Annotated in this window: 11 protein-coding genes and 1 pseudogene; 8 read left to right on the top strand and 4 right to left on the bottom strand. The window is 70.5% G+C overall.

The window, feature by feature from the left end; all coding sequences use genetic code 11:
- Positions 1 to 132 precede the first annotated feature (132 nt).
- A pseudogene (gene tnpA, locus ABT130_RS21415) lies at positions 133 to 580 on the bottom strand (IS200/IS605 family transposase).
- 34 nt (positions 581 to 614) lie between these two features.
- Here tnpA and ABT130_RS21410 point away from each other — a divergent pair.
- Both ABT130_RS21410 and ABT130_RS21405 read left to right on the top strand, forming a co-directional pair.
- Positions 615 to 1,883, top strand: a complete 1,269-nt coding sequence (locus tag ABT130_RS21410) for an RNA-guided endonuclease InsQ/TnpB family protein (RefSeq protein WP_350957703.1) — start codon at positions 615 to 617, stop codon at positions 1,881 to 1,883.
- On the top strand, positions 1,880 to 2,128 hold the full coding sequence (locus ABT130_RS21405; RefSeq protein WP_350957700.1) for a heterodisulfide reductase-related iron-sulfur binding cluster: 249 nt from the start codon (positions 1,880 to 1,882) through the stop codon (positions 2,126 to 2,128). The genes ABT130_RS21410 and ABT130_RS21405 overlap by 4 nt, the downstream gene beginning before the upstream one ends.
- A 45-nt stretch (positions 2,129 to 2,173) precedes the next feature.
- On the opposite strand, the gene ABT130_RS21400 is transcribed toward ABT130_RS21405, so the two are convergent.
- On the bottom strand, positions 2,174 to 4,111 hold the full coding sequence (locus ABT130_RS21400) for an FAD-dependent monooxygenase (protein ID WP_350957698.1): 1,938 nt from the start codon (positions 4,109 to 4,111) through the stop codon (positions 2,174 to 2,176).
- 173 nt (positions 4,112 to 4,284) lie between these two features.
- On the opposite strand from ABT130_RS21400, the gene aceB reads away from it, so the two are divergent.
- Positions 4,285 to 5,901 carry a malate synthase A gene (gene aceB, locus ABT130_RS21395; RefSeq protein WP_350957695.1) on the top strand — a complete coding sequence of 539 codons (1,617 nt, stop codon included), beginning with the start codon at positions 4,285 to 4,287 and terminating at the stop codon, positions 5,899 to 5,901.
- A 192-nt stretch (positions 5,902 to 6,093) separates the two neighbouring features.
- Here aceB and ABT130_RS21390 read toward each other — a convergent pair whose 3' ends face one another.
- On the bottom strand, positions 6,094 to 6,282 hold the full coding sequence (locus ABT130_RS21390) for a hypothetical protein (RefSeq protein WP_350927458.1): 189 nt from the start codon (positions 6,280 to 6,282) through the stop codon (positions 6,094 to 6,096).
- Positions 6,283 to 6,680: 398 nt separating this feature from the next.
- Here ABT130_RS21390 and ABT130_RS21385 point away from each other — a divergent pair, with 398 nt between their 5' ends.
- The 5 genes from ABT130_RS21385 (at position 6,681) to ABT130_RS21365 (ending at position 11,331) form a co-directional block, all read left to right on the top strand.
- A complete protein-coding gene (locus ABT130_RS21385; RefSeq protein ID WP_350957692.1) occupies positions 6,681 to 6,905 on the top strand; it encodes a hypothetical protein in 225 nt (74 codons plus the stop codon).
- A gap of 49 nt (positions 6,906 to 6,954) precedes the next feature.
- Positions 6,955 to 8,061, top strand: coding sequence for an LLM class flavin-dependent oxidoreductase (locus ABT130_RS21380; RefSeq protein ID WP_350957690.1), 1,107 nt, complete (start codon positions 6,955 to 6,957; stop codon positions 8,059 to 8,061).
- Positions 8,062 to 8,122: 61 nt separating this feature from the next.
- The gene (locus ABT130_RS21375; protein WP_350957689.1) at positions 8,123 to 9,301 is read left to right on the top strand and encodes a saccharopine dehydrogenase family protein; all 1,179 of its coding nucleotides are present in this window, start codon (positions 8,123 to 8,125) and stop codon (positions 9,299 to 9,301) included.
- Positions 9,302 to 9,796: 495 nt separating this feature from the next.
- On the top strand, positions 9,797 to 10,081 hold the full coding sequence (locus ABT130_RS21370; RefSeq protein ID WP_350957686.1) for a DUF1540 domain-containing protein: 285 nt from the start codon (positions 9,797 to 9,799) through the stop codon (positions 10,079 to 10,081).
- A 77-nt stretch (positions 10,082 to 10,158) separates the two neighbouring features.
- A complete protein-coding gene (locus ABT130_RS21365; protein ID WP_350957683.1) occupies positions 10,159 to 11,331 on the top strand; it encodes an NADH:flavin oxidoreductase in 1,173 nt (390 codons plus the stop codon).
- A gap of 12 nt (positions 11,332 to 11,343) precedes the next feature.
- Here the strand turns inward: ABT130_RS21365 and ABT130_RS21360 are convergent, their stop codons facing one another.
- Positions 11,344 to 12,786, bottom strand: a complete 1,443-nt coding sequence (locus ABT130_RS21360) for an MFS transporter (protein WP_350957681.1) — start codon at positions 12,784 to 12,786, stop codon at positions 11,344 to 11,346.
- Positions 12,787 to 12,905: the final 119 nt, after the last annotated feature.

Genomic DNA, 12,905 nt, shown 5'->3' with positions numbered 1-12,905 from the left:
GAGCGGCATTCCCGGCCTCGACCTCCGGGAGATCGCCGAATCCGGTGTCTGTTGCGGATCCGCCGGAATCTACGAACTGTGGGCCAGTGCTCCGGCGTTCACGCCGGGGGTGAAGGCCCACGCGGGAGTGCCCTAGCCTCCCGTGCCCGTGAGCAGGCCGACCCACGCGGGTCGTTTCTGCTGTTCGATGTACTGCTTGAGGACCGTGAGCGGTGCGCCGCCCACGCTTGCGGCGACGTAGGAGCCGGACCGGAAATGCCCGCCCTACAGGGCGGCGGCGGACGTGAGCGCTGTATTCCCTGCGGAGCATCCGCGCCGAGACGCCCTTCAGTGAGTTGACGAGCTTGGACAGGGCGACCTTCGGCAGGTAGTGGACCAGCGGGTGGACGTGGTCGTGGTCGCCGTTGAACTCGCGAGGTTCGACCTCGAAGTCGGCGCGGACCTCGCCCATGAGTTCCTCACAGCGGACCGGCATCGGGTCGATGAACACCCCACGCCGATACTTCGTCACGAACACCACGTGTGCGTGGAGGTGGTGCACAACAGGGCGTCCGGTGCGTACCTCGGGGTTGGATTCCACGGCGGTGACGTAAACCGAAGGATACGATCACTGTGTGGAGTTGGCGAGGCGGGCTCGTGCGCACGTGGCGCGACTCGATCTGGGCGCGGAGCAGGTGGCTGTGCTGGACGCTCAGGCGCACACCGCCCGCGCGCTGTGGAATCTGCTGCATGAGTACTTCACCTTCCGCCAAGGCCGGTTCGCGACGTTGAAGGACTGCGACGCGGCGATCCGGGCAGCCCGCCGCGAGATCGACTGGATGGGACAACTACCCGCCCAGGCGGCACAAGCGGTGCTGAAAACGTATCGGCAGGCGTGGGCGAACTTCTTCAACCCCGATCATCCGGCCAAGCGGCCCACGTTCAAGAGCCGGTTACGGACCCGGTTGGCCGTGGACGTCCCCCAGGCCCGCGATCTGCAGATCACGCGGGTCAACCGGCGCTGGGGCGCGATCAACCTGCCCAAGGTCGGGCGGGTACGGTTTCGGTGGACCAAGGACCTGCCCGGCCTCACCAGGGGCGGCCCTGCCGGGCGGATCACCGGAGCGCGGCTGGTCAAGGATGCCCACGGCTGGCAGGTCGTGTTCCGCACCCAAACCCTCATCGCGCCGACCCCTACCGTGCACCCAGGCCACACGGTAGGGATCGACCGGGGCATCACCGTCGCCCTGGCCCTGTCGGACGGCACCATGCGTGAGCACGCACCCTGGCTTCGCAACGGCGAGAAGGAACACCTGCGCCGGCTGGAGAAGAAGTCGGCCCGCCAGCGGCGCACCCGGCCTCGCGCTGAGCCGGCCTCGCATCGGCTGGCCCGCACCTACGACCAGATCGCCCGGCTGCGCGCGAGAGCCAAGCGCCGAGCCGTCGACTGGCAGCACCAGACCACCACCGAACTCGCCGCTACCTTCGGCGTGGTCGTGGTGGAAGAGTTGAAGATCACGAACATGGTCCGTTCAGCCAGGGGCACGGTCGAGAGCCCCGGCGTGAACGTCGCGCAGAAGGCCGGGCTGAACCGCTCGATCGCCGGGCAGGCGTGGGGCCGGACGGTCACCCTGCTGGAGTACAAGACCTCCGAGCGGGGCGGCCAGGTGGTGAAGGTCCCCGCGCGGGGGACCTCGCAGACCTGTCACCGGTGCGGCCACCGTGACCCGGCGGCCCGGGACGGGACACGGTACGCCTGCGCCAACTCTGCGTGCGGTTGGGTCGGGCATGCCGACACCAACGCCGCGATCAATATCAAGAACGCCGTCGGAACGCCGGTGTCAGGACGTGGAGACCTCGGGGTTACCCGGTCTGCGAAGCGTCAACCCCCGCGCGCCGCTTGACCGCGACGCGACGGGAGAGTCTCCGGCCCCCAGGCCGGGGAGGAGTTCAAAACCTCCTGCAGCCCGGCACCGCCTCCCGCCTCGGCCACCGCAAGGCGGAATACGTACGGGACACCGGCGCGGCGGTCCTCGCCACCGCCAACCCGGGCTGCGCCATGCAGATCCGCCACGCCCTGCGCGACTCCGGCTCCGAGGTGCAGGTCATGCACGTGATGGAACTGCTCGCCCTCAGCCTCCGGGGGTAGTGGGATTCCCCGATCCCACTACCCTGCTATGGGCGCCCGGCCGGTTCACCCACTACGAGGGGAGCCCGGCTGGGAAGCCGGTCCGCGGTCAGTGGCAGCCGAGGTGATGGGCCAGCATTCGACCAGGTCGGCCTGGCCTGCCACCACGGCGGTGCGGAGGTGCTCGGTGCGGGCGGATCCGTCGCCCACCAGGGTGGCCACTCCGGCCAGGGCCCGGATCTCTTCGGCCAGCGCGGTCAGCGCCAGTTCTGAGGTGGGGGTTTCGGGCTGCCCCGCCGTGTGGAGGAGGCGCACGAGGTTCACTCCTGCGGCCTTCAGCTCCCGGACACAGGCGACGACGGCGGCCGTGGCGGTCTCGGCCCGTACGGTGAGGGCGACACCGCGCAGCGGGGTGGCGGTGGCCCGGATCACGGTGGCCAGGTCCATCGGTGAGGTTTGGGCCGAGGTCTCGGACACGTCAGGGCAGGTGTACTCGACATAGCCGAAACCGGCCTCGGCGGCGGCCTTGGCCAAGGTGGTGTCGGTGGGAAGCCGCAGTCCGGCGAGCGCCTCGGTGTGGGTGGTGACGAAGTCGGCGAGTCCAGACAGGGCGGTCCAGTCAAGGGTGTCGGCCGGAACCGCGGCAAGGTCGGCGACGACGAGACCGGCGCCGGCCAGGGCGAGGCCGCCGAACAAGGTGAGGTCGCGCTCGTGGCGACCCGCCGAGTCCGCGGGGGCCGGAGGCCGGGTGACGACGACGCGGGTGGGGAGCGTGCGGCCGGCGATCCGGACCGGGGTGCACAGGGGGTCGGCGCCCGTGCTGAGGGGGAGTTCGACCTCGGCGGAGGTCGCTTCGGTGAACCAGCGTTCGACGTCGCGGGCGAGGCCGGGATCGGTGGCGCGCAACCGGTCGTAGGACAGGGCCCCGGTCCGGGTCAGCCATTGAAAGGCGAGCTGGCTGGGAGCGCGGTCCATGCGCTGTCCGAAGGTCTCCCACCAGATCTGGCTGGCCATGGCCCGCGTCTGGAGGTGTTCGACGGCGGGGCGGCGTTCGGCCTCGTAACGCGCGAAAGCCGTAGCGGGGTCGGATTCGGCGGCCAGGCATCGGGCGAGTACGACCGCGTCCTCCATGGCCAGTGTGGTGCCCGAGCCGACGGAGAAGTGGGCGGTGTGGGCCGCGTCGCCGATGAGGACGACTTTGCCGGTACTCCAGCGTGCGCAGTCGACGTTGCGGAAGTTCGCCCAGCGTGACCTGTTGCCGAGCAGCGGGCGGCCTTCGAGGTCGGCGGCGAACAGCCGCTCCAGGTATTCCTTGCTGCGCAGATCGGTGCCGTCGGGTCCCAGGGGGGCGTAGGGCCGGTCGAGTCCGGCACGGCGCCAGGTGTCCTCATCGGTTTCGACGAGGAAGGTCACCATGCCCGGCGCGTAGGGGTAGGCGTGCGCGGCCCACGCGCCGTGCTCGTCGGCGACGAAGCTGAAGGTCATCCCCGCCAGTTCGAGTTCGGCGCCCAACCAGATGTACTTGGCCCGGCCGAGCCCGTCAGTCACCCCGAACTCGTGGCTGAGCGCGGTCCGGGTGGCACTGTTGGCGCCGTCGGCTGCCACGATCACGTCGGCGCCGATCTCGCCGAGCTCGGCGGGGGTGCCGTACTTGAGGGTGACTCCCACCGCGAGGGCCTGCTCGCGCAGGACGTCCAGCAGTGCGGCGCGCGCGATGGCGGTCCCGCCTCGTGGGCCCCACCGCACGTCGGTGGCGCGGTGACGCAGTGAGATGCCGTGGCCGACCACTCCGGCCTCGACGATGCGACGCTGCGTTTCGGGGTCGATCTCGGCCAGCGCCGCGATGGTGCGGTCCGCCAGGCCGATGCCGAAGCCGAAGGTCGAGCTCGGAGCGTCCCGCTCGTAGACCGTGACGTGCCAGGACGGGTCTGCCCGACGCAATAGCCGGGCCAGGAACAGGCCGGCCGGGCCACCACCCAGGCTGACCAGGGTGCGATTGCCCATGGAGCTCCTTAGTTTTGCGTAGAATATTTTACGTAACCGTAAATCATCTGCCATGCCGGTGCAACGGGCCCTTCCGGTCGGCGCCCCGAAACACCCTTCTCATGCGTTAAATATTAGACTAATGTGTCAGAAATTCGTGCGGGGTGATCCCGTCCGGCCCACAGGGAGATTCCATGACCAAGTCCGCCGTCACCCCCCCGCCCGGCGTCCGGGTCGCCGGTCCACCGGTGGCGGGTGTCGAGGAAGTGCTGACCGGCCCTGCCCTGGCATTCATCGCCGAACTGCACCGCAGGTTCGCCCCGGTCAGGAACGAGTTGATGACGGCAAGGGCCGTCCGGCGGGAGAAGATCGCTGCCGAAGGGCGGTGCGACTTCCTGCCCGAGACCGCTGGCGTGCGAGCCGGGGACTGGCGCGTACCGCCTCCCCCCGCCGACCTGACCGACCGTCGTGTGGAGATCACCGGTCCGGCCGAGCGCAAGATGACCGTCAACGCGCTGCGCTCCGGGGCCAAGGTCTGGCTCGCCGACTTCGAGGACTCCCTCGCCCCCCGCTGGAGCAACGTGATCGCCGGGCAGATCAACCTCTCGGCCGCGATCGCCCGGGACATCGACGAGGAGATCGACGGAAAGCGCTACCGGCTGCCTGAGGGCCCGCTGGCCACGATCGTGATGCGCCCTCGGGGGTGGCACCTCGACGAGCGGAATCTGGAGATCGACGGTGAACCGGCGGTCGCGGCCCTCGTCGACTTTGGCCTCTACTTCCTGCGTAACGCCCAGATCCTCCTCGAACGGGACAGCGGGCCGTACTTTTATCTGCCCAAGCTCGAAAGCCACCGCGAGGCCGCACTGTGGAATGAGGTCTTCCTCGCCGCCCAGGCGGCCCTCGGGCTGCCCGCCGGGACGGTCCGCGCCACGGTGCTGATCGAGACGATCACCGCCGCGTTCGAGATGGACGAGATCCTGCACGCCCTCGGCCCGCACGCCGCCGGGCTCAACGCCGGACGCTGGGACTACCTGTTCTCCATCGTCAAAACGTTCCGTGACGTGGGCCCGGCCTTCGTGCTACCCGATCGCAACACCGTCACCATGACCGCCGGCTTCATGCGTGCCTACACCGACCTGCTGGTCGCCACCTGCCACCGCAGGGGGGCGCACGCCATCGGCGGCATGTCGGCCTTCATCCCCTCGCGACGGGATCCGGAGGCCAACCGGATCACACTGGACCACGTGCGCACCGACAAACGGCGAGAGGCCGGTGACGGATTCGACGGCTCCTGGGTGGCCCACCCCGACCTGGTGCCCGTCTGCCATGAGGTTTTCGACGAGACCCTCGGAGACCGTCCCCACCAGCTCGGGCTGCGACGCGAGGTGCAGATCACCGCCGACCAGCTCCTCGACGTGCGCTCGGCGGGTGACCGCTTCACCCGCGCAGGTCTCGACAACGCCGCCGACGTGCTCCTGCGCTACTTGGCGGCCTGGCTCGGCGGCAGCGGCGCGGTCGGCATCCACAACCTCATGGAGGACGTCGCGACCGCCGAGATCTGCCGCTCTCAACTGTGGCAGTGGCGCCACAACGCGGTACGGCTCGACGACGGCGTCACCGTCACCGCGCAGATGCTGACCCATGCTCTCGACGAGCGTCTGGCCGCGATCCGCGAGGAACTCGGCGAGGCCGCGTACGCCCTGGGCCACTGGACCTCGGCCCGTGAGCTCGTCGGCAGGCTCGTCCTGTCCGACGACTACGCTGACTTTCTCACCCAGCTGGCCTACCCGCTGCTCGATGAGGGGTGAGCCGCCGGGGTCCTCTGGGTGCTGCTGAACCTGGGCATGCCTGCCAACCTCGCTGTATGGACCACCCCCGGCGGCAACCTGATCCCGGTGTCGGTCCTGCATCGGCGGGTAGCCGAACTGGCCGTCGGCTACCAGGCCGCCCCATGGGCCGGGGCCACCGATCGACGCCACAACGGTGCCCAGGCGGGAGGTTCAGGCGTTTTGTGGCAGCAGACTCAGCCCATCGCCGTCCGGCGTGGGCGCGAACCGGCGGTCATGCGGGCCGTTGAAGATCTCATGTGGCAGCGGCACCACCACGCTGCTGATGGTCTCGAACACGTCGAGGAAGACCTCGTCTCCGGCGGGCGCCTGGTGCTCGATCGCGTGGAACGCCGCGATCATCTCCTTCGGGCCGCGTACGTAGAACGGTTATCGTCGAACCACTGCCCCGCCCAGGCTCGGCTGTGATCGCGACACGCACTTGGCCATTGAACCGAACGATCGTGCGGAAGCCGGGTCTGCTACTGGGGCCGGGGGGACCCGTGCACGGAGCCGGTGTTGCTGCGAGCGGCGTACGGCCCGGGCTGGTATCGGCTGGACGCGGGCGGCGGCGCGGTGTGGGCGGGGTCGATGCCCTGGTTGTGATCGTCGGCGTGCGCGATACCCGGTCCTCGAATTCGAGGACCGGGTATCGCTTTTTGGCCATCGTTTCATGTACATCCGATCGGTTAATATGTGTATGTCCGCTGGCTGATTATCCGAGGGTGGTAATGGCACCCCCATATGAAGGATTAACAATCGTGTGGTCCAAGGTCTTCTCCGAGCTCACCGGGCTGGACCAGACGATCATCAGTACGGCGGTCAGGCGCAGCTCGTACCGGGACCTCAAGCTCGCCGGCGATGTCGTCGACCGCGAGCAGCTCGTCGCCGACGCGTTCAGCGAGGCCAAGCTCATCCCCGCCCCCGTCACGTTCGCGGACTTCGTCGACACCAGGTTCGACGCCACCCTGGACAACCCCTCGTGACGCCCGCCCCGAGGTCCGTGCCCGGGGGATCCACGCCTGGAGGCATCCGATGAAGTTCCACTGGTTCCTGCCCACCGCCGGTGACAGCCGGGTCCTCACCGGGGGCGGCCACGGCCTCAGCAGGGGACACGGCCGCTCCGAGGCGGCCACGTTCCGCCCGCCGGACATCGAGTACCTGGCGCAGGTCGCCCGCTCCGCCGAGCAGCTCGGCTTCGAGGCGGTCCTGACCCCGACCGGCACTTGGTGCGAGGACGCCTGGCTGGTCACCGCCGCGCTGACCCGCGAGACCGAGCGGCTGAAGTTCCTCGTCGCCTTCCGGCCAGGCTTCATGTCACCGACGCTGGCCGCGCAGATGGCCGCCACCTACCAGCGGCTCTCGCGCGGCAGGCTCCTGCTCAACGTGGTGACCGGCGGGGAGAGCGCCGAGCAGGCCAGGTTCGGCGACCACCTGTCCAAGGACGAACGCTACGCGCGCACCGACGAGTTCCTGTCGGTCGTGCGCGGTGCCTGGAGCGGTACCCCCTACGACTTCGACGGCGGCCACTACCGCGTCGAGGGCGCGATGGTCGCCGAGACGCCCGATCCCGTCCCGGAGATCTACTTCGGCGGCTCCTCGAAGGCTGCCGGACCGGTCGCGGCCAGGCACGTGGACGTCTACCTCACCTGGGGCGAGCCCCCCGAGCAGGTGGCGAAGAAGATCGAGTGGATTCGGGAGCTGGCGGAGGAGCAGGGCCGCAAGCTCCGCTTCGGCATCCGGCTGCACGTGATCACCCGCGACAGCGAGCGCGACGCCTGGGCGGAGGCCGAGCGGCTGCTGGCCGCCATCGACCCGGCCGACATCGTCTCGGCCAGGAAGCTGCTCGGCCGTAGCGAGTCGGTCGGCCAGCGGCGCATGCTGGAGCTGCACGAGGGCTTCACCGGTGGCACCGCCCGCGACCTGGAGATCCATCCGAACCTCTGGGCCGGGGTCGGCCTCGTGCGGGGCGGTGCCGGCACCGCGCTGGTCGGCAGCCACTCCCAGGTCGCCGAGCGGATCGAGGAGTACGCCTCGCTCGGCATCGAGGAGTTCGTCCTGTCCGGCTACCCCCACCTGGAGGAGGCGTACTGGTTCGGCGAGAACGTGCTTCCCCGCGTCGCCGCGCCCGTCCAGGGGTGATCACGGCCACATCCGGCGAGCCCGTCTTGCGCGTGATCTCCGCGGGGAGGAATCTCGGTGCATGCCTGACGACCGCCCGTACGACATCGTGCTGTTCGGCGCCACCGGGTTCACCGGGGCGCTCACCGCGGAATACCTCGCGCGCAACGCCGCTCCCGCCCTCCGCTGGGCACTGGCCGGGCGTAACCGGGCCAAGCTCGAAGCGGTCAGGGACCGGATCGGCCTGCCCGAACTGCCGCTGCTGCACGCCGACGTGACCGACCCGGCCTCACTGGTGGAGATCGCCAGGCAGGCCAGGGTCGTGGCGACCACCGTGGGCCCCTACGTCTCCTACGGCGAGCCGCTGGTGGCCGCCTGCGCCGACGCGGGCACCCACTACGCCGACATCACCGGCGAGCCCGAGTTCGTCGACCGCATGTTCATCCGCCATCACGAGCGGGCCAGGAGGACCGGGGCCAAGCTCGTGCACGCCTGCGGCTTCGACTCCGTCCCGCACGACCTCGGCGCCTACTTCACGGTCAGGCGGCTGCCCGAGGGAGTGCCGCTGGAGGTCAGCGGCTTCGTCCGGGCCTCCGGCGCCGCCTCCGGCGGCACCGCGCACTCCGCCGTCATGGCGATCTCCCGCTTCCGGCAGACGGCCGAGGCCGCGCACGTCCGGCGCGAGCTGGAAATCGTGCCCGGGGCCGCCGCGGCCTCCAGGACCAGGAAGACGCGTGGCATGCCCGGCCCGGTCCGCTACGTCGGAGGGTGGGCACTGCCGCTGCCCACGCTCGACCCGCAGATCGTCGCCCGCTCGGCCCGCGCGCTGGACCGCTACGGCCCCGACTTCACCTACCGCCACCACTTCGCGGTCAGGCGACTGCCCGTCGCGCTCGGCCTCGCCACCGGGGTGGGCGCCCTCGCGCTGCTCGCCCAGATCCCACCGGCGCGCTCCCTGCTGCTGCGCCGCTTCGCACCCGGTGAGGGGCCCGGCGTCGAGCAGCGGGCCAGGAGCTGGTTCAAGGTCACCTTCCTCGGCCTGGGCGGCGGGGCGCGCGTCGTCACCGAGGTCGCGGGCGGCGACCCCGGCTACGGCGAGACCGCCAAGATGCTCGGCGAGTCGGCGCTCTGCCTGGCGACGGACGACCTCCCGGAGGTCTCCGGTCAGCTGACCACCGCCGTGGCGATGGGCGACGCGCTGATCGGCCGCCTGGTGCGGGCGGGCATCACCTTCACGGTGCTGAGCGACTCGCGCAAGTAGGCGTCCGCTCGGGACGAGCGGCTCCCGGGTTCCGGTGTGACGATCGTGGACGGGATCGGCCGGGCCCGCAGGGCGACTCCCACGACAACGGCGCGGTGGTCCGCGGCAACGTCGCGCGCGACACGCTCACGCCGTACGACTTCGCCCTCCACACCGACTACGGCGCCGCCTAGGTCACCGTCGAGGGCGACGCCGTCCAGCCTTTCCCGATCGTGTAGGTCCGCCGGAAGCCGCTCTTGGAGAAGCCTTGGGGACCGGATGAGCGTGAAGGTGATCCGGGCACGGTACTAAACCGGGTAGTCCGCGTGCGGGAACGGGGGCCGTGTCATGTCCGACTCGTGAGCGCGAGAGAGCGTGATGAGGACCTGACGGCCCGAGTGCCGGCCGGACGCGCCGGCACCGCCGCGCGGTGATACCGAACAGAGCGTCGGGGGACCGGCCCCGACGACGGCTGGTCGCGTCCGGGGCCGGCCCGAGTCCTAGGAGACGTCAGCCATGAAAATGCCCACAGTCAACGAGTGTCAGGTCGATGCGTGCGCCTACAACGCGGACCACGTCTGCCACGCGCTGGCCATCACGGTCGGCAACAGTCATCACGCGGAGTGCGAGACCTTCTTCAAGGTCGACTTGAAGGGTGGCGACCCCGCCGCCACCGGCCGCGTCGGCGCCTGCAAGATGTCCGACTGCCAGCACAACGTCCAGTACGAATGCCAGGCCTCCGGCATCGTCGTCGGTTACGCGCAGAAGGACATCGACTGCCTCACGTACGCGCCGGCCTGACGGCGGGCGAGCCGTACGGCGACGGGACGGTGGCCCGGCCCCTTGGCATCCAAGCGCTTGTTTGGTAACACTGGCCCATGGCAGAAACCGCCGCCGATGTCTTCGCGCCCGCGAAGCTCGGGCCGATCACCCTGCGCAACCGCCTGATCAAGGCGGCCACCTTCGAGGGCATGACCCCCGAGGCGCTGGTCTCCGACGAGCTGATCGACTTTCACCGGCGGGTGGCCGCCGGAGGCGTCGGCATGACCACGGTGGCCTACTGCACGGTGGCACCGGAAGGCCGCACGCAGTGGCGGCAGATCTGGATGCGCCCGGAGGCCGTGCCCGGCCTGCGCCGCCTCGCCGAGGCGGTACACGCCGAGGGCGCCGCCATCTCCGCGCAGATCGGCCACGCCGGCCCGGTGGCCAACCCCGCCTCCAACAGGCTCCCCGCGCTGGGCCCGTCCCGGCGGTTCAACTGGCTGGGCATGAGCATGACCCAGGCGACGACCGTCGCGGACATCGAGCGCATCGTCCGCGCGCACGCCGACGCGGCGCTCCTGGCGGAGGAGTCGGGCTTTGACGCCGTCGAGATCCACCTGGGGCACAACTACCTGGTCAGCTCCTTCCTCAGCCCCCGGCTCAACAACAGGACCGACGGCTACGGCGGCAGCCTGGCCAACCGGGCCCGGCTGGCGCGCGAGGTCGCCCTGGCGGTAAGGGAGGCCGTCGGCGGCCGGATCGCGATCCTGGCCAAGCTCAACATGGACGACGGGGTCAGCGGCGGCCTGACGCCCGACGAGAGCCTCCAGGTCGCGACCTGGCTGGAGGCGGACGGCGGCCTCGACGCCATCGAGCTGACGGTGGGCAGCTCGCTGCTCAACCCGATGTACCTGTTCAAGGGCGACGCCCCGATCCGTGACTTCGCCGCGGCCCTGCGGCAGCCGCAGCGGCTGGGGGTGCGGCTGCTGGGCGGCCGGTTCCTGCGCTCCTACCCCTACCGGGACGGCTACCTGCTCGACGACGCCCGCGCCTTCCGCGCCGCCCTGAGGATGCCGCTGGTGCTCCTCGGCGGCGTCACCAACCTGGCGACCATGGAACTGGCCCTGCGCGAGGGCTTCCAGTTCGCCGCCATGGGCCGGGCCCTGCTCATGGAGCCGGACCTGCCCAACCGGATCATGAAGAACCGGGCCGTCGAATCCCGGTGCATCCACTGCAACCGGTGTATGTCGACGATCTACTCCGGCACCCGCTGCGTGCTCACGGAGTGACCGCCCTCGCTCTCAGCGGAGCCCGGCACGCCGGGCGGTGACCACGTCGACGACGGCCACGACCAGCGAGACCAGTACGAAGGCGATGGCGACCAGCAGCGAGTGCCGGAACGCCGTCGCGTAGTCGCCGCGGGAGGAGGCGACCTCGGCGAAGAACACCGAGCCGATCGCCGCGATGCCGACGGCCGTGCCGAGCCGCTGTCCCGTCTGGAGCACCCCGCCGGCGGTGCCGGCCATCGCGACCGGCACCTCCGACAGGGTCAGCGTCTGGTTGGGGGAGATCACCAGGCCGCTGCCCAGGCCGGCGAGGAGCAGCGGCAGCGCGATGGCCCAGGCCACGTGCTCGCCGGGGACCAGCCGCACGGCGAGCGCCGTGACGCCCAGCGCGGCCGCGACCAGCAGCAGCCCCGCCACCACCAGCGGCCGGCCCAGCCGGGTGACGGTCCGGCCGCCCAGCGCGGCGGCCACGGCCGACCCCGCCGCGAAGGGGGTGGTCGCCAGCCCTGCCTCCAGTGCCGAGTAGCCCAGGCCGTTCTGCAGGTAGAGGGTGAGAATGAAGAAGATCGCGCTGAAGCCGGCGAAGTAGAGCGTGCCGAGCAGGGCGCCGAGCGCGTACGAGCGTCTGCGGAACAGGAACAGGTCGACGACCGGCTGGCGCCGCCGCCCGTACCGGCGCTCCCAGGCCACGAAGGCGGCGAGCACGACGAGCCCGGTGAACAGCGTCGGCCACCTCTCCGCGCCCTGCCACTGCTGCCCCTCGACGAACGGCAGGAGCACCAGCACGACGCCGAGGGCGAGCAGCAGCACGCCCACCGGATCCATGCTCTCCCGGGGGCGCCTTTCGTGCGCCGGAGGCCGGATGTAGCGGTACGCCAGGACCACGGCCAGGATGCCGATCGGCACGTTGACGTAGAAGACGAGGCGCCAGGCGTCGGGGCCGCCGCCGAGCTGGATGAGCGCCCCGCCGAGCAGCGGGCCGATCGCGGTCGAGAAGCCGATGACGGTGCCCAGCATCCCGAACGCCCGGCCCCGTTCCGCTCCCCGGAAGAGTTGCTGGATCAATCCGCTGACCTGCGGATTCAACACCCCGCCGGCCATCCCCTGGATGAGTCTCGCGATGACCAGCAACCTCGGGTCCCCGGCCATCCCGGCCGCCGCGCTGGACAGGGTGAACAGGACGACACCGAGGACGAACACGTTGCGCCGGCCGTGCATGTCGCCGAACCGCCCCGCGGGGATCAGCGCCAGCCCGAAGGTGAGCGCGTACCCCGACACCACCCACTGCAGGTCGCTCTGCGGGGCGTTCAGCCCGTTGCGGATGGCCGGCAGCGCCACGTTGACGATGCTGACGTCCAGCAGGGTCATGAAGCCGGCGACGAGGCAGACGGTCAGCGCCTTCCAGCGGCGTGGGTCGGCTCCCTCCTGGTCTCTCAGAGCCGTCGTCTCGTCGCTCATCCGGTCGCGCGGTGCGGGGGCCCGGCCTCCCGGTCCGCCGGTCTTCTCCTCCCGCCGCGTTCCAGATCTTCGGGCGGTACGGGTGACCGGCTGAGGACCAGCATGCCGCCCCCGTTCTC

Origin of the sequence: Streptosporangium sp. NPDC001681, from assembly GCF_040298085.1 — a bacterium.
GTDB lineage: Bacteria > Actinomycetota > Actinomycetes > Streptosporangiales > Streptosporangiaceae > Streptosporangium.
This window is presented reverse-complemented; position numbering and strand designations above follow the sequence as displayed.

Bases quoted from the DNA above. Each gene is read 5' to 3' on its own strand.
- ABT130_RS21400 (WP_350957698.1), bottom strand. From the start codon at position 4,111: ATGGGCAATCGCACCCTGGTCAGCCTGGGTGGTGGCCCGGCCGGCCTG.
- aceB (WP_350957695.1), top strand. From the start codon at position 4,285: ATGACCAAGTCCGCCGTCACCCCCCCGCCCGGCGTCCGGGTCGCCGGT.
- ABT130_RS21390 (WP_350927458.1), bottom strand. From the start codon at position 6,282: ATGATCGCGGCGTTCCACGCGATCGAGCACCAGGCGCCCGCCGGAGAC.
- ABT130_RS21380 (WP_350957690.1), top strand. From the start codon at position 6,955: ATGAAGTTCCACTGGTTCCTGCCCACCGCCGGTGACAGCCGGGTCCTC.
- ABT130_RS21375 (WP_350957689.1), top strand. From the start codon at position 8,123: ATGCCTGACGACCGCCCGTACGACATCGTGCTGTTCGGCGCCACCGGG.
- ABT130_RS21370 (WP_350957686.1), top strand. From the start codon at position 9,797: ATGAAAATGCCCACAGTCAACGAGTGTCAGGTCGATGCGTGCGCCTAC.
- ABT130_RS21365 (WP_350957683.1), top strand. From the start codon at position 10,159: ATGGCAGAAACCGCCGCCGATGTCTTCGCGCCCGCGAAGCTCGGGCCG.
- ABT130_RS21360 (WP_350957681.1), bottom strand. From the start codon at position 12,786: ATGAGCGACGAGACGACGGCTCTGAGAGACCAGGAGGGAGCCGACCCA.